The 14,852-nt window shown below is 72.6% G+C and carries 13 protein-coding genes; 8 read left to right on the top strand and 5 right to left on the bottom strand.

Annotated elements, in window-relative coordinates; genetic code table 11:
• Positions 1–115 precede the first annotated feature (115 nt).
• The 8 genes from Voc01_RS17175 to Voc01_RS17145 all read left to right on the top strand — a co-directional run bounded on the left by Voc01_RS17175 (position 116) and on the right by Voc01_RS17145 (position 7,528).
• Positions 116–724, top strand: a complete 609-nt coding sequence (locus Voc01_RS17175) for a DUF6325 family protein (protein ID WP_203928447.1) — start codon at positions 116–118, stop codon at positions 722–724.
• A 9-nt stretch (positions 725–733) separates the two neighbouring features.
• On the top strand, positions 734–1,024 hold the full coding sequence (locus Voc01_RS17170; protein WP_203928446.1) for an SHOCT domain-containing protein: 291 nt from the start codon (positions 734–736) through the stop codon (positions 1,022–1,024).
• An 86-nt stretch (positions 1,025–1,110) separates the two neighbouring features.
• Positions 1,111–1,887, top strand: a complete 777-nt coding sequence (locus Voc01_RS53120) for a hypothetical protein (RefSeq protein ID WP_239160260.1) — start codon at positions 1,111–1,113, stop codon at positions 1,885–1,887.
• On the top strand, positions 1,884–2,342 hold the full coding sequence (locus Voc01_RS53115; RefSeq protein ID WP_239160259.1) for an RDD family protein: 459 nt from the start codon (positions 1,884–1,886) through the stop codon (positions 2,340–2,342). Before Voc01_RS53120 ends, Voc01_RS53115 begins: the two co-directional genes overlap by 4 nt.
• Before the next feature lie 66 nt (positions 2,343–2,408).
• Positions 2,409–5,150, top strand: coding sequence for an MGH1-like glycoside hydrolase domain-containing protein (locus Voc01_RS17160; protein WP_203928445.1), 2,742 nt, complete (start codon positions 2,409–2,411; stop codon positions 5,148–5,150).
• On the top strand, positions 5,150–6,622 hold the full coding sequence (locus tag Voc01_RS17155; RefSeq protein ID WP_203928444.1) for an alpha-amylase family protein: 1,473 nt from the start codon (positions 5,150–5,152) through the stop codon (positions 6,620–6,622). Before Voc01_RS17160 ends, Voc01_RS17155 begins: the two co-directional genes overlap by 1 nt.
• Positions 6,623–6,665: 43 nt before the next feature.
• A complete protein-coding gene (locus Voc01_RS17150; protein WP_203928443.1) occupies positions 6,666–7,025 on the top strand; it encodes a hypothetical protein in 360 nt (119 codons plus the stop codon).
• 2 nt (positions 7,026–7,027) lie between these two features.
• Complete coding sequence (locus Voc01_RS17145) at positions 7,028–7,528, top strand: peptidoglycan-binding domain-containing protein (protein ID WP_203928442.1); 501 nt, start codon at positions 7,028–7,030, stop codon at positions 7,526–7,528.
• A 49-nt stretch (positions 7,529–7,577) separates the two neighbouring features.
• On the opposite strand, the gene Voc01_RS17140 is transcribed toward Voc01_RS17145, so the two are convergent.
• The 5 genes from Voc01_RS17140 to Voc01_RS17120 all read right to left on the bottom strand — a co-directional run bounded on the left by Voc01_RS17140 (position 7,578) and on the right by Voc01_RS17120 (position 14,827).
• Positions 7,578–10,295 carry a winged helix-turn-helix domain-containing protein gene (locus tag Voc01_RS17140; RefSeq protein ID WP_203928441.1) on the bottom strand — a complete coding sequence of 906 codons (2,718 nt, stop codon included), beginning with the start codon at positions 10,293–10,295 and terminating at the stop codon, positions 7,578–7,580.
• A gap of 198 nt (positions 10,296–10,493) precedes the next feature.
• On the bottom strand, positions 10,494–11,426 hold the full coding sequence (locus tag Voc01_RS17135) for an exopolyphosphatase (RefSeq protein ID WP_203928440.1): 933 nt from the start codon (positions 11,424–11,426) through the stop codon (positions 10,494–10,496).
• Positions 11,427–11,442: 16 nt separating this feature from the next.
• Positions 11,443–12,237 (bottom strand): succinate dehydrogenase/fumarate reductase iron-sulfur subunit, encoded by a 795-nt coding sequence (locus tag Voc01_RS17130; protein WP_203928439.1) that lies wholly within the window; start codon positions 12,235–12,237, stop codon positions 11,443–11,445.
• Positions 12,234–14,162 carry a fumarate reductase/succinate dehydrogenase flavoprotein subunit gene (locus Voc01_RS17125; RefSeq protein ID WP_203928438.1) on the bottom strand — a complete coding sequence of 643 codons (1,929 nt, stop codon included), beginning with the start codon at positions 14,160–14,162 and terminating at the stop codon, positions 12,234–12,236. Before Voc01_RS17125 ends, Voc01_RS17130 begins: the two co-directional genes overlap by 4 nt.
• Positions 14,159–14,827: a succinate dehydrogenase cytochrome b subunit gene (locus tag Voc01_RS17120; protein ID WP_203928437.1), complete on the bottom strand. Its 669-nt coding sequence runs from the start codon at positions 14,825–14,827 to the stop codon at positions 14,159–14,161. The genes Voc01_RS17125 and Voc01_RS17120 overlap by 4 nt, the downstream gene beginning before the upstream one ends.
• Between the last annotated feature and the right edge of the window lie 25 nt (positions 14,828–14,852).

Raw genomic sequence — 14,852 nt, 5'->3', positions numbered from 1 at the left:
TGTGACACCACCGTTGTGACACCGCCGTTCATCACCAGCGAATGAGGAACTGGCCGGGTCGAGCACGAATCCTCGGATGGAGCGGTCGCATCCACACGGAAGGCACGGGCACCCGATGTTCCAGCGTCAACGCACCAGAGTCAGCCGGCGCGACACGGCGGTGGCCGTCGCCAGGATCGGTGCCACCGTCGCGATCCTCTGGGCCGCCATGGCCGCGATCCGGGCGGCCGGCCGGCGCCGCACACAACCCACGATGGAGGGCATCCACATGGACGAGACGTTGACCGACGTCGGACCGGTCGATCTGGCGGTCATCAGGTTCACCGGCAACAAGTTCACCGGCGAGGTCGCGCCGGCCCTGCTCGACCTCGCCCAGGCCGGCACCGTGCGCATCCTCGACGCGCTGTTCGTCTCCCGTTCCGAGGACGGGACCGTGAGCTCCCTCGAGATCGGCGACCTGGGGCCGGACATGCGGCCCGCGTTCGTCGTGGTCGACGGCAGCCCCGGCGTCGGCCTGCTCGACGCCGAGGACGTCGACGAGGTCGGCGGCACGCTGGAGCCCAACACGTCGGCGCTGCTGCTCGTCTTCGAGAACACGTGGGCGGCGCGGTTCGCCGGTGCGGCCCGCCGGGCCGGTGGCGAGCTCGTCGACATCGCGCGCGTCCCCTCCCAGGCGGTCGCCGAGGCCCTCGCGGTTCTCGGCAGCCGGCCGCTCGGCGCGTAAGGGGGAGTGATGGGACTTCTCCGGGGCATCGCCCGCACCGCGGTCGTCGCGGGGACCGCCACCGCCGTGTCGAACCGGGTCACCCGGCGGCAGGCGGTACGCGCACAGGCGCACGGGTCCGCACCGTATCCGCCGCGGGGCTACGGCGGCCAGTACCCGCCGCCGGGCTACCCGCCGCCGCCACCGCCGGCCCAGAACGACCTCTCCACGCAGCTGGCCGAGCTGACCGAGCTGCACGACCGCGGGGTCCTCGACGACCAGGAGTTCGCGGCGGCCAAGGCGAAGCTGCTCGGCATCTGACCGGTTGCCTCACCCGCGCCGGATGAAGCGACGCGGATCCGCCGGTGCCATGGTGCCGGCAGTCGACCCAGGGAAGGCGGCACCCGATGGCTATCGGACCGGTCCGGCCACGGCGTGCCGTGGCACCCACCGCGGACAACGGCGCGCACCCCGAGGTGGTCGAGGTGCGGACGGACCTGTCGGAACCGGCACCGCCGGCCGTTCCCGCCACGACGCCCGCGCTCCCGCCGCCGCCACTCCCACCGGAACCGCTACCGCCGCCGCCACCACCGCCGGGGGCGACAGCGGGATCCGGGACGCGGGAGTGGTTCCTGCCGGACCTCGCGGTGGGTGCGACCATCGGTGCCGCGGGCGCCGCCGCCGCGCTCGTCGGTGCCGCGCGGCGCGCCGCGACCCGGACCGCCTCGGACGGACCGGACCGGGCGGCGCGCCTCGGCGGGCAGGCCCGCGACCGGCTCGCCGACGTCGCACAGCGGGGCACGGAACAGCGGGAGCGGAGCCGGCGCTGGGCCGAGGGCGTCCTCGACGCCGCCGGAACGGCGGTCGCCACGTCACCCATCGTCAACCGGGTGATCGACCTGCAGATCAACCGGGTGCTGCGTCCCCTGGTCAGCAGCGTCCTCGACGACGTCCTCGCGATGCTGGAGGCCGAGCCCGACCGGGTGCGGTCGCTGGTGCGGGGGCAGCGGGAGGGCATCGTCGACGACGTCGTCGCCCACATCCGGTCGAGCGCGACGATCGGCGACGCGACCGTCGACCGGTGGACGTCCCGGATCCTGCGGCGAAAGCCCGCACCGGCACCGGATCCGGACCCCGTGCCGTCACCGGACGACGGCGCGGTACAGATCTCCGAGCCGCCGTGACCGGGCCCTCGCACCGCGAGTACGCGGGGCTCGTCAGCCGGGCCGTCGCCTACGTGGTCGACCTCGTCGTCGTCACGGCGTGCGTCAGCGGCACGGCGGCCGTGCTCGCGCTGGTGAGCGTCGGCCTCGTCGCCGAGCCGCGGGACCTCGTGCGGGCCGTCCTGCCGTTCCTCGTGCTGCTCACGCCGGCGTTCCTGGCCGTCTACAGCCTGGTCTTCTGGGGACTCGCCGGCCGGACGCCCGGCATGGCGCTGCTCGGGGTGCGGGTCGTGCGCGTGAACGGCCGGCCGGTCGGGTGGGTCTCGTCGGTCGTCCGGGCGATGCTGCTGGCGTACGTGCCGATCGGCGCGGTGTGGTCGCTCGTCGACCGCCGCCGCCAGGGCGTGCACGACAAGCTGGCCCGGACCACGGTGATCCGGGTCGTGGCCACCCCGGACCGGTCCGCGCCACCGTGATCGCCCCGCCGCGTCATCCCGTACGGATGACGTGCTCGCCGGCGTGCCGTCGGAGCATGTCTCGACATGAGCGACCTCGCGCCTGACGCCGAACGCCGCCGTCTCCTGGAAGCCGACGCGACCGGTGCGCCGTGGCGTCGATGGGGCCCGTACCTGAGCGACCGGCAGTGGGGCACCGTCCGGGAGGACTACAGCGCCGGCGGCGACGCGTGGGGCTACGTCAGCCACGACCAGGCCCGCTCCCGCGCCTACCGGTGGGGCGAGGACGGCATCGCCGGCATCAGCGACGACGGGCAGCACCTCTGCCTGGCCGTCGCCATGTGGAACGGCCGCGACCCGATCCTCAAGGAGCGCTTCTTCGGCGTCACCAACGCCGAGGGCAACCACGGCGAGGACGTCAAGGAGTACTACTTCTTCCAGGACAACACGCCGACCCACTCGTACATGCGGATGCTGTACAAGTACCCGCAGCGCGCGTTCCCGTACGACGACCTGGCCGCCACCAACCGGGCCCGCGGCCGCCACGAGTTCGAGTACGAACTGCTCGACACCGGTGTGCTCGCCGACAGCCGCTACTTCGACGTGGTGGTCGAGTACGCCAAGGCCGCACCCGAGGACGTGCTGCTGCGGATCACGGCGTACAACCGGGGACCGGAGGAGGCCGAGCTGCGCCTGCTGCCGACGCTGTGGTTCCGCAACACCTGGAACGACGGGTCGGCCCGGCCGCAGCTGCGCGAGGTGACCGGGTTCCCCGACGCCACCGTCGTCGCCGCGACGCACGAGCGGATCGGTGACCGGTGGCTGCTGTGCCTGGGCGCCGAACGGCTGCTGTTCACCGACAACGACACCAACACCGAGCGGCTCTTCGGCACCCCGAACGCGTCCCCGTACGTCAAGGACGGCGTCGACGCGTACGTCGTGCGGGGTTGTACCGGTGCGGTGAACCCGCACGGAACCGGGACGAAGGTCGCCGTCGACATCCCGCTGCTGCTGCCACCCGGCGGGTCGAGCACGGTGCGGGTGCGGCTGACCGACGATCCGGCGGAGGCCGGCATCGCCGCCGTCCGCGCGCCGACGGCCGGCTTCTCGACCGCCGCGTTCGACCGGATCGTCGAGCGGCGTCACGCCGAGGCCGACGAGTTCTACGCGGGCCTGCTCGCTCCGGAGCTCGGCGACGCCGAACGGTCGGTCGTGCGCCAGGCGCTCGCCGGGATGCTGTGGAGCAAGCAGTACTTCGGCTACGACGTCGAGCGCTGGCTCACCGGGCACGGCGTCGACGCGCTCGACGCCCGCGACGTCCGCAACGGCGACTGGTTCCACCTGGTCAGCGACGACATCATCGCGATGCCCGACACCTGGGAGTACCCGTGGTTCGCCGCCTGGGACCTCGCCTTCCACGCGGTGGTTCTCGGGCTCGTCGACGTCACGTTCGCCAAACACCAGCTGAACCTGTTGCTGAGCCGGCGCTTCATGCACCCCAACGGCCAGATCCCGGCGTACGAGTGGAACTTCGGCGACGTCAACCCGCCCGTGCACGCGTGGGCGACGTACCTGGTGTACGAGCTGGAGAAGGCCACCACCGGCCGCGGTGACCGCGCCTGGCTGGAGACCGCGTTCCACAAGCTGGCGAAGAACTTCACCTGGTGGGTCAACCGCAAGGACGTCGACGGCCGCAACGTCTTCCAGGGCGGCTTCCTCGGCCTGGACAACATCGGCGTCTTCGACCGCAGCGCGCCGTTGCCCACCGGCGGCCACCTCGACCAGGCCGACGGCACCGCGTGGATGGCCTTCTACAGCCAGAACATGCTCCAGATCGCGCTGGAGCTGGCCGCCGAGGACCGGACCTACCTGGAACAGGCGCTGACGTTCTTCGAGCACTTCGCGTGGATCGCGGTCGCGGTCAACCGGTCGGTGGGCAAGGCCGAGAGCATGTGGGACGAGGAGGACGGCTTCTTCTACGACCTGCTCCGCCTGCCCGACGGCAGTGCCACCCGGATGCGGGTGCGCTCGATGGTCGGGCTCCTGCCGCTCGCGGCGGCGACGGTGTTCAGCCCGCGGATCACCGAGCGCTACCCCGAGCTGCTGGAGGAGGTGCGGGCGTTCGTCGCCCGGCACCCGAGCGTCGGGTCGGTGCTGACCCCGGGCCGGTTCAAGGGTGAACGGGGCCACCACGTGCTGGCCCTCTTCGACGAGCAACGGCTGCGCCGGATCCTCGCGCACCTGCTCGACGAGGACGAGTTTCTCAGCCCGTACGGGATCCGCTCGCTGTCGCGTCACCACGCTGAGCATCCGTACTGCCTGGAGGTCGATGGCCGGCGGTACCGGGTCTCCTACCTGCCGGCCGAGTCCGACACCGCCATGTTCGGCGGGAACTCGAACTGGCGCGGCCCGGTGTGGTTCCCGATGAACGCGCTGATGATCCGCGCGCTGCTGAACCTGTACGTCGCCTACGGCGACCGGTTCACCGTCGAGTGCCCCACCGGGTCGGGCCGCGAGCTGACGCTGTTCGAGGTGGCCCGGGAGATCTCCGACCGGCTGACCCGGATCTTCCTTCCGGACGCCGGCGGCCACCGCCCGTGTCACGGCGGCCAGTCCGTGTTCGCCGAGGACCGGCACTGGCGCGACCTCGTGACGTTCTCCGAGTATTTTCACGGTGACAACGGCGCGGGGCTGGGTGCCTCGCATCAGACCGGGTGGACCGGGCTGGTGGCGGTGTTCCCGAACCTGTTCGCCGGTCTCACCGGACCGGCCCTGCTCGCGGAGGGACTGCCCGGCGTCCGTCGGAAGCGCACCCCACAGGAGTCATGATGACCGGCTGGCCCGACCGTCCCGTGATCTACGAGGTCGACACCTGGCCGTGGCTGGAGGATCTGGGGCGGCGGCTCGGCGCGCCGGTGACGCTCGCCGACGTGCCACCGGAGGTCTGGGACGCGCTCGCGCCGCCGGGCACCGACGCGGTGTGGCTCATGGGCGTCTGGGAGCGCAGCCCGGCCGGGCTGGACATCGCCCTGCGGAACCCCGGGCTCCGGGACGCGTTCCGGCGCGCGCTGCCGGACCTCGCGCCCGGCGACGTGGTCGGCTCGCCGTACTGCGTGCGCCGGTACGTCGTCGACGGGCGCCTCGGCGGCCCGGCCGGGCTGGCGGCGGCGCGGCACGAGCTGGCGCGGTGCGGGCTGCACCTGGTCCTCGACTACGTGCCGAACCACGTGGCGCCCGACCATCCGGCCGTCACCGGGCACCCGGAGTGGTTCGTGTCGGGTGACGCCGACGACCTCGCCCGCGACCCGGCCGGCTGGATCGCGGTGGGCGGCCACGTGATCGCCCGGGGCCGCGACCCGTTCTTCCCGCCGTGGCCGGATGTCGTCCAGCTCAACGCGTTCCGCCCCGAGCTGCGCCAGGCGACCGTCGACACGCTCGCCGACATCCTCGACCAGTGCGACGGCGTCCGCTGCGACATGGCGATGCTCGTCACCAACGACGTGTTCGGCAAGACCTGGGGCGCCTACGTCGGCGACGCGCCGGCCGAGGAGTTCTGGCCCACGGTCGTGGCGGCGGTGCGCGGTCGCCACCCCGACGCCGTCCTCATCGCCGAGGCCTACTGGGACCTGGAGTGGACGCTGCAGCAGCAGGGCTTCCAGTTCTGCTACGACAAGCGGCTCTACGACCGGCTCGCACACGAGGACGCGGCCGCTGTGCGCGGTCACCTCGGAGCCGGACCCGACTACCAGCGCAAGCTGATCCGTTTCATCGAGAACCACGACGAGCCGCGCGCGGCGACGGCGCTGCCCGGCGGCCGCGACCGCGCGGCCGCCGTCGCGGTCGCGACGCTGCCCGGAGCCACGCTGTGGCACGAGGGGCAGTTCGAGGGCCGGCGGACCCACCTGCCGGTGTTTCTCGGGCGGCGCCCGGACGAGCCGGCCGACGACGACCTGCGCGGGTTCTACCACCGGCTGGTGCCGGCGGCCGTCGCCGTCCGTCGGGGCGACTGGACGCTGCTCGACGTCGACGGCTGGCCGGACAACCCGACCCACCGCGACGTGCTCGCCTGGGCCTGGCACGACGCCGTGCCGCGCCACGTGGTCGCCGTGAACCTCGCGGCGCACCGGTCGCAGGGCCGCGTCGCGCTGCCGTGGACCGCGGTGCGGGGCCGGCGGTGGCGGCTCACCGACCTGCTCGACGGCGCCGTCTACGACCGCGACGGTGACGACCTCGCGTCCGCCGGTCTGTTCGTCGACCTGGCGCCGTGGGCCGCGCACGTCCTCGCCGTGGCGCCGATCTGACAAAGGATTGCCCGGCGGCCCGGACAACGGTATGCATCTATGCGTGAGTGACGCGATGGAACCCGGCCGGCTCATCGACTTCGACCGCGTCGACATCATCTCGCTGATGATCTATCCGCCCCGACCGACCCTCGTCGTCAGCGGGACGCGTCCGACGGCGGGCACCGAGGTGACGCTGGTTCCGCTGACGTACGTCAGCCGGCCGCAGTACCACGGCATCCAGGTCGTCGGCACGGTCACGGATCCCGGTGCCGGCGACGGGTCGGCGGAGTACAGCGTCCAGCTGGATCTTGTCGGCTTCACCGGCACCGAAGGGGTCGAGGTGATCGGCGCCTCGCGGACGACGCGCCTGGCGGTCGCTTCGGCTCCTCCCGAACCCCCACCCACCCCGAACGGAGGCTGACCATGGCCAACCCCGGCATGCCGACCGTGAAGAACGGCGACGAAGGCGACGCCGTCGCGCAGGCGCAGCGGGCCCTGCGTCGCACACCCAACCTCGGTCTGGCGGTCGACGGCGAGTTCGGGCCGCTCACCGAGGCCGCCACGAAGGACTTCCAGAAGCAGGCCGGCCTTCCGGTGACCGGCGTCGTCGACGAGGCCACCTGGCAGGCGCTGCCGACCGGGCTGCCGATGCCGGTGCTGCAGCGGGGCTCGAAGGGCGACGTCGTGAGGAACCTGCAGACGATCCTGACGATGGGCGCGTACGACCTCTGGAGGACCACCCCGCAGGGCGTCGACGGCGACTTCGGCGGCAACACCGAGACGTCGGTGCGCGCGTTCCAGACGTGGGCCCGGATCGGGGTCGACGGCATCGTCGGGCCGGAGACGTGGAACGCGTTGAGCGCGCTCGAGTTCGTGGTGGGTGTCCAGCACGCGGTCGGGGTGATGCCGGTCTCCGGCGGCTGACCCGTCCCTCCCGGGCCGCGCCTGCCGCGAGGACGCGGCGCGGCAGGGGTCAGATCAGGCCCAGCTCGCGGGCGCGGACGACCGCCTCGCGGCGGCGGGTGACGTCGAGCTTGCGGTAGATCGCCCGCAGGTGCGCCTTGACCGTGTTGACCGACACGCGCAGCTCGACCGCGATCTCCGCGGCCGTGAGCACGGTCGGCAGGTACCGCAGGACCTCCAGTTCGCGGTCGCTGAGGTCGGTCTGCGGGGAGACGGCCGGCGCCGGGCGGGCGGTCGTGGACTCCGCCAGCACGTCGGCGACGAAGTTCGCGTTCTCGCGGAACAGCCAGCGCTGCCGCTCCAGGAGGGCGGTCAACCGCCGCTCGCCGAGGCTCACGAGCGGGCGGCGGGCACCTTCCCGCTGCGCGATGCGCACCGCGTTCGCCAGCGCGTCGGCCGACCGGTTCCCGTGGCCCTGCGCGTCGGCGACGAGCGCGGTGACCGCCCACGACCACACCGCGACCAGGCCGGCGGGCGCGGCGGCGCGGGCCCGGGCGGCGAGGGCCTCCGCCAGGTCGAGGCCGCCGATCGCCAGTTCCGCCCGGGCCAGGCACACCGTCTCGGACGGCAGGAGGCTGTCGGTGTGGCGTCCGTACCGCGCGACGACGGCCTCGGCGTGGCCGGAGAGCAGGTCGACCTCGGACTCGGTGAGGCGGTGCCACCGGTCCAGGGCCGGCGCTACCATCGTCGCGGCCGCGCCGGACCGGGCCCGGCGCAGCTCACCGCGGGCGGCGTCGAGGTCTCCGCCGGCCACCAGCAGACGCGCCCTGACCAGCGACGACAGCAGCACATGGGTCACATCGGGCTCGCCGCGGTGCGCGTCGAAGCCCTCCTGGAACGCCCGCTCCGCCTCCGGCCGGTTCGTGTGTTCCAGCTCCGCCAGGGCCAGCGCGAGGTGCGCCGGGACGGCCTGTGTCGCGCCCCGGGCGCCGCGACGGTCGGCCAGGTCGACGGCGTGGGCCGCGTGTTCGTACGCCTCGCTGACCGAGCCGCGGGTCACCGCCAGCAGCGCCAGGTATCCGAGCGCGTTGATCTCGACCAGGACCAGGCCCACCCCGCGGGACGCGGTCAGGGCGGCCCACAGGTACCGGTCGGCCCGGCCGGGGTGGCCGCTCCAGAGCAGGCCCATGCCCTTGTGGCACAGCGCGATGGCCCGGTACTGCAGCAGCGCGGGCAGCTCCGCGAAGCGGGCGTGTGCCAGCCGGGCGAGGGTGCCGGTCGCGGCGTCGACCAGGGCCGGCATGTCGCCCCGCCGCCGGGCGGTGATCGCCGCCTCGATCGTCAGCAGGGCCACCTCGACGGCGAGCGTGCCCCGGCCCGACGGGCGGCCGAGCAGGTCGCGCGCCTGCGCGATGCGCCGCGGCACGTCGGCGTAGTCGCCGGCGGTGTACTGCACCAGCATGGCCGACAGCAGCAGCTCCACGCTCGTCGACATCTCGTTGGGCGGGATCTGCCGGAGCACGGCGACGAATGCCGCGCGGTCGGCCGAGACCACGACGGGCAGCCACATGACCGCCAGCCGGCCGAGGTGGATCCAGTCGCGGGCGGCGGCCGCGTGCCGCAGCGACTCGATCACGGCGTTCTGCCCGTGGTACCACCGCGCCGCCTGCCGGTGCAGCTCCGGAACAGCGCCGGGCGACTCGACGGCGAGCTCGTGCCGCAGGACGTCGCGCAGCAGCGGGTGGTACCGGAACCACCGGGGTGACGAGCCGAGCCCCTGGACGAAGGCGTTCGCCCGCTCCAGGTCCTCGAGGATCCGCTGGCTGTACGGTTCGCCGGTGACCGCCGTGGCCAGGTCGGCGCACACCTCGTCGAAGACGCTCGTGCGCATCAGGAAGCGCCGGACGTTCGGGGGCAGGTCGGTCAGCACCTCGCGGGTCAGGTAGTCGGTGACGCCGTCGTCGCCGGCGAGCCCGTCGACCGGTCTCCCGCGCCGGCCGCCCGCGAGGGACGCGGCGGCGAGCTGCAGACCGGCCGCCCACCCCTCGGTGCGTTCGAGCACGTGGGCCAGGTCGTCGCAGGTCACCCGCAGCTCCCGGTGGGCGAACAGCAGCGTCGCCTCGTCCTCCCGGAACGCGAGGTCGGGCGCCCGGATCTCGGCGATGTCCCCGGCGAGGCGCAGCCGGTGCAGCCGCAGCGCGGGCTCGGACCGGGTGAGCAGGAGGAGCCGGAGCCCCTCCGGCGGGTAGAGCAGCAGGTCGTCGAGGTCGTCGAGGACCCGGCGGCGGCGCAGCTCGTGGAAGTCGTCCAGGACGAGGACGACGGGCTTCGTGAGCTCGTCGAGCCCGTCCAGGATCCGGACGAGCGTCCCGTCGGTGACGCCGGTCGACGGTTCCAGCCTGGCCAGGGTGCTGCCCGGGGCGATGGCGTCGAGGCCGTCCAGAGCCGCGACCACGTGCGCCCAGAACCGGGTGCGGTCGTTGTCGTCGGGACGGACCGTCAACCACGCCACCGGGTCCGTCGAGGTCGGTGCCCACGACGCCGCGAGTTCGGTCTTGCCCCACCCCGGTCCGGCGCAGACCACCGTGACGAGCCGGCGCACGCCGGCGTCGACGAGGTCGGTCAGCCGGCGGCGCACAACCGATCCCTCGGTGAGCCGGGGCCGCGCGTGACGGGCGGCGTGGTGGCGGTGCGGCGTGTCGAAGGGCTGGCGCGGATCCGGGGGACGGGCGAGCGGCGTCGCCCCCCTGTCGTCGGCGGCGACGCTGTGCGCGTTTTCCCTGTTCACGTCGCCCCCCTGTCCCGCGGTGAGCGTCGGTGAACCTCGCGCGTGCGCGACCGTAGGGTGCCCGCCCAAGCCCCGGACGGTCACGGACGCGGATCCTCCACCCCTACGGACGATACCGTGAGTAGCCGAAAACGACGTCAACGAATTTCGCGCCGGAACTGCCGCGGCGCCACCGCGCGGTCGCCGCCGCGGCGGGGGTCAGGCCGGGACGCGGGGCTGGGCCAGCGACTGGATGAGCTCGGCGAGCACTCGTTCGGCGTCGTCGTTGTCGACCTGGCAGGTGCCGGCCGCGAGGTGGCCTCCGCCGCCGTACTCGAGCATGATCGAGCCGATGTCGACCGGCGAGGTCCGGTCCACAATGGACTTTCCGACCGCGAACACCGTGTTCTGCCGGTTCCTGCCCCACAATGCGTGGATCGAGACCCGGGCCCCGGGGTAGAGCGCGTAGACCATGAAGCGGTTGCCCGCGTAGATGGTGTCCTCGTCGCGCAGGTCCACCACGACGACGTCGTCGTGCACGGTGCTCACCCGTCGCAGCTGGTCGATGAACGGCTCGGTGTGCGCGTGGAACAGGTCGGCCCGCTCGCGCACGTCCTTCATCGCCAGGATCTCGTCGACGCTCTCCAGTTGGTGGCAGGCGTGGATGAGCTTCATCATCAGCTCGAAGTTGGAGATGGTGAAGTCGCGGAAGCGCCCGAGCCCGGTGCGGCTGTCCATGAGGAAGTTCAGCAGCGTCCAGCCGGTGGGGTCGAGGATCTCCTCCACGGTGTACTGCGCCGAGTCGGCCTTGTCGACGGCCTCCATGAGGTCGAGCGGCACGTCGGTGAAGAACTCGGCACCGCCGAACTCGTTGTAGATGACGCGTGCGGCGGACGGCGCTGTCGGGTCGATGATGTGGTTCGCCTGCGGGCCGACGCGGACCGTCTCCGAGTGGTGGTGGTCGAACACCATGTGCGCGCCGGGAACGTACGGCAGGTTCGTGATGATGTCGTTCTGGGTGATCTTGACCTTGCCGTCCTGCATGTCCTTCGGATGCACGAAGACGATCTCGTCGATCATGTCCAGGTGGTTCAGAAGCGTGGCGCACACCAGGCCGTCGAAGTCACTGCGCGTCACAAGCCTGTACTTCACGACGATCTCCCCTTGGTCAGCTCCGGGTTCCCGATCGGCCGGGGGAGGGCCGACCTGAGGGGATCGGGGGAGCGGAGCGGACCGCCGCGCGGAAGTCGCGGTTCAGGTCGGCGATCGTCGACAGCGGGATCCCCTTGGGGCAGACGGCGGTGCACTCACCGGTGTTGGTGCAGCCGCCGAACCCCTCGGCGTCGTGGGCACCGACCATGCCCAGCACGCGCGAGCGCCGTTCGGGCTGGCCCTGGGGCAGGTGGCCGAGGTGGGAGACCTTCGCGGCGGTGAACAGCATCGCGGAGCCGTTCGGGCACGCCGCCACGCAGGCGCCGCACCCGATGCAGGCGGCCGACTCGAACGCGCGGTCGGCGTCGTCCTTCGGCACCGGCGTGGCGTGTGCGTCGGGGGCGGAGCCCGTCGGCGCGGAGATGAAGCCGCCGGCCTGGATGATGCGGTCGAACGCGCCACGGTCGACGACCAGGTCCTTGACCACCGGAAACGCCCTGGCCCGCCAGGGTTCGACGTCGATGGTGTCGCCGTCACGGAAGTGCCGCAGGTGCAGCTGGCAGGCGGCGGTGGCCTTCCGGGGGCCGTGGGCCACGCCGTCGATGACGACGCCGCAGGCGCCGCAGATGCCCTCGCGGCAGTCGTGGTCGAACGCGACCGGCTCCTCGCCGCGCAGGACCAGCCGCTCGTTCAGCGTGTCGAGCAGTTCGAGGAACGACATGTCGGGCGAGACGTCCGGCACGTCGTAGGACACCATGCGGCCCTTGTCGTCAGGGCCCTTCTGCCGCCACACGCGCAGGGTCAGGTTCACTTGTAGCTCCGCCGGGTCGGGTGGACGTGGTCGAAGGTGAGCGCCTCGCGGTGCAGCACGGGTGCGCCGGTTCCGGCGAACTCCCACGCGGCGACGTAGCTGAACCGGTCGTCGTCGCGTCGGGCCTCGCCGTCGTCGGTCTGGCTCTCGGCACGGAAGTGGCCACCGCACGACTCGGTGCGGTGCAGGGCGTCGACGCACATCAGCTCGGCCAGCTCGAGGAAGTCGGCGACCCGGCCGGCCTTCTCCAGGCTCTGGTTGAGGTCGTCGGCCGATCCCGGTACCCGGACGCGCGTCCAGAACTCCTCGCGCAGGGCGCGGACCCGCTCGATCGCCGTGCGCAGGCCGGCGTCGGTGCGCTCCATCCCGCAGTGGTCCCACATGACCCGGCCCAGTTCCCGGTGGAACGAGTCCACGGTCCGGTCGCCGTCGACGGCGAGCAGGGCGGAGATCCGGTCGGTCACGGCGGACCGCGCACCGTCCAGTGTGGACGGAGCGACGGCCGGGAACGGCCCGTCGGCGAGGTACTCGCCGATCGTGTTCGGCAGCACGAAGTAGCCGTCGGCGAGGCCCTGCATCAGCGCCGACGCGCCGAGCCGGTTGGCGCCGTGGTCGGAGAAGTTGGCCTCGCCGATGACGAACAGCCCGGGGACCGTGGACTGCAGGTCGTAGTCGACCCAGAGCCCTCCCATCGTGTAGTGCACGGCGGGATAGATCCGCATCGGTACCGTGTACGGGTCCTCGCCGGTGATCCGCTCGTACATCTCGAACAGGTTGCCGTATCTCGCCTCCACCGCGGCCCGGCCGAGCCGTCCGATCGCGTCGGCGAAGTCGAGGTACACCCCGAGCCCGCCAGGGCCGACGCCGCGGCCCTCGTCGCACACGTGCTTGGCGGCCCGCGACGCGATGTCGCGCGGCACGAGGTTGCCGAACGCGGGGTAGATCCGTTCGAGGTAGTAGTCGCGCTCGTGCTCGGGGATGTCGCGCGGGTCGCGGCCGTCGCCGGGCTTCGACGGGACCCACACGCGCCCGTCGTTGCGCAGCGACTCGCTCATCAGCGTGAGCTTCGACTGGTGCGACCCGGAGACCGGGATGCACGTCGGGTGGATCTGCGTGAAGCACGGGTTCGCGAACAGCGCGCCCCTGCGGTGGGCCCGCCACGTCGCGGTCACGTTGCAGCCCTTGGCGTTCGTCGACAGGTGGAACACGTTGCCGTACCCACCGGTCGCGAGGACGACGGCGTCGGCCACGTCGGTGGACACCTCGCCGGTCACCAGGTCGCGGACCACGATGCCGCGGGCGCGACCGTCCTCGACGACCAGGTCGAGCATCTCGTGACGGGTGTGCACCTCGACCGTGCCGGCCGCGACCTGGCGCTCCAGCGCCTGGTACGCGCCGAGGAGGAGCTGCTGGCCGGTCTGCCCGCGGGCGTAGAACGTGCGGGAGACCTGCGCCCCACCGAACGACCGGGTGTCGAGCAGCCCGCCGTACTCCCGGGCGAACGGCACGCCCTGCGCCACGCACTGGTCGATGATCTCCACCGAGATCTCGGCGAGCCGGTGCACGTTGGACTCCCGCGAGCGGAAGTCGCCGCCCTTGACGGTGTCGTGGAACAGCCGCCGCACCGAGTCCCCGTCGTTGCGGTAGTTCTTCGCGGCGTTGATGCCGCCCTGCGCCGCGATCGAGTGCGCACGACGCGGGCTGTCCTGGTAGCAGTACGACCGGACGCGGTAGCCGAGCTCGCCGAGCGTCGCCGCGGCGGACCCGCCCGCGAGGCCCGTGCCGACCACGATGACCGAGAGCCGGCGCCGGTTGGCGGGGTTCACCAGCCGGGCGGTGAACCGCCGGCGCTCCCAGCGGTCGGCGATCGGTCCGTCGGGGGTCGCGGTGTCGGCGATCGGGTCGCCGTCGACGTACAGGCTCATGAGACCACTCCGGTGAGGACCGCGAACGGGACGGACAGGAAGCCGGCGCACACCAGGGCGGAGACGGCGACGGCGAACCCGTGTGCGCCGCGCCGTCCCCCGAGCGTGCGGACCGCGCTGTCGATGCCGTGCGCCAGGTGGAAGCCGAGCGCGACGACCGCCAGCGTGTACAGCAGCGTCACCGGCCACCGCTCCGGCGCGAAGTCGGCGACGACGTTCGCGTACGGCCGGGACGGGTCGGCGACGGGGTTCAGCGTGCCGACGGTCAGGTCGAGGACGTGGTAGACCACGAACAGGCCGATGATCACCCCGCCCCACCGCATGGTGCGCGCGGAGTAGGAGCCCTGCACCGGCCGCCGGTGGGCGTACCGCACCGGGCGGGCCCGGCGCGCCCGCACCGTCAGCACGGTCGCCGACCAGAGGTGCGCGCCGACCGCGACGAGGAGCCCGACGCGCTGGATCCACAGGAACGCCGACGCGGGCAGCACCGGCGCGCCGATGGTCCGCAGCCAGTGGGCGTAGTGGTCGAACGAGGACTCCCCGACGAAGACCTTGAGGTTGCCGACCATGTGGGCGACCAGGAACAGCACGAGCAGCCCGCCGGTCACCGCCATGATGATCTTCAGGCCGACGGAGCTGCGCAGGGGAGCGGTCGCAATGGCCATCCTGCGACGGTAGGCACGCACCGCT

This window comes from Virgisporangium ochraceum (assembly GCF_016863655.1).
Taxonomy (GTDB): domain Bacteria; phylum Actinomycetota; class Actinomycetes; order Mycobacteriales; family Micromonosporaceae; genus Virgisporangium; species Virgisporangium ochraceum.
This window is presented reverse-complemented; position numbering and strand designations above follow the sequence as displayed.

What these genes read in the sequence shown, in the direction of transcription:
- Voc01_RS17120 (WP_203928437.1), bottom strand. Translation starts at nt 14,827, where the DNA reads ATGGCCATTGCGACCGCTCCCCTGCGCAGCTCCGTCGGCCTGAAGATC.
- Voc01_RS17170 (WP_203928446.1), top strand. Translation starts at nt 734, where the DNA reads ATGGGACTTCTCCGGGGCATCGCCCGCACCGCGGTCGTCGCGGGGACC.
- Voc01_RS17155 (WP_203928444.1), top strand. Translation starts at nt 5,150, where the DNA reads ATGACCGGCTGGCCCGACCGTCCCGTGATCTACGAGGTCGACACCTGG.
- Voc01_RS17160 (WP_203928445.1), top strand. Translation starts at nt 2,409, where the DNA reads ATGAGCGACCTCGCGCCTGACGCCGAACGCCGCCGTCTCCTGGAAGCC.
- Voc01_RS53120 (WP_239160260.1), top strand. Translation starts at nt 1,111, where the DNA reads ATGGCTATCGGACCGGTCCGGCCACGGCGTGCCGTGGCACCCACCGCG.
- Voc01_RS17175 (WP_203928447.1), top strand. Translation starts at nt 116, where the DNA reads ATGTTCCAGCGTCAACGCACCAGAGTCAGCCGGCGCGACACGGCGGTG.
- Voc01_RS17125 (WP_203928438.1), bottom strand. Translation starts at nt 14,162, where the DNA reads ATGAGCCTGTACGTCGACGGCGACCCGATCGCCGACACCGCGACCCCC.
- Voc01_RS17145 (WP_203928442.1), top strand. Translation starts at nt 7,028, where the DNA reads ATGGCCAACCCCGGCATGCCGACCGTGAAGAACGGCGACGAAGGCGAC.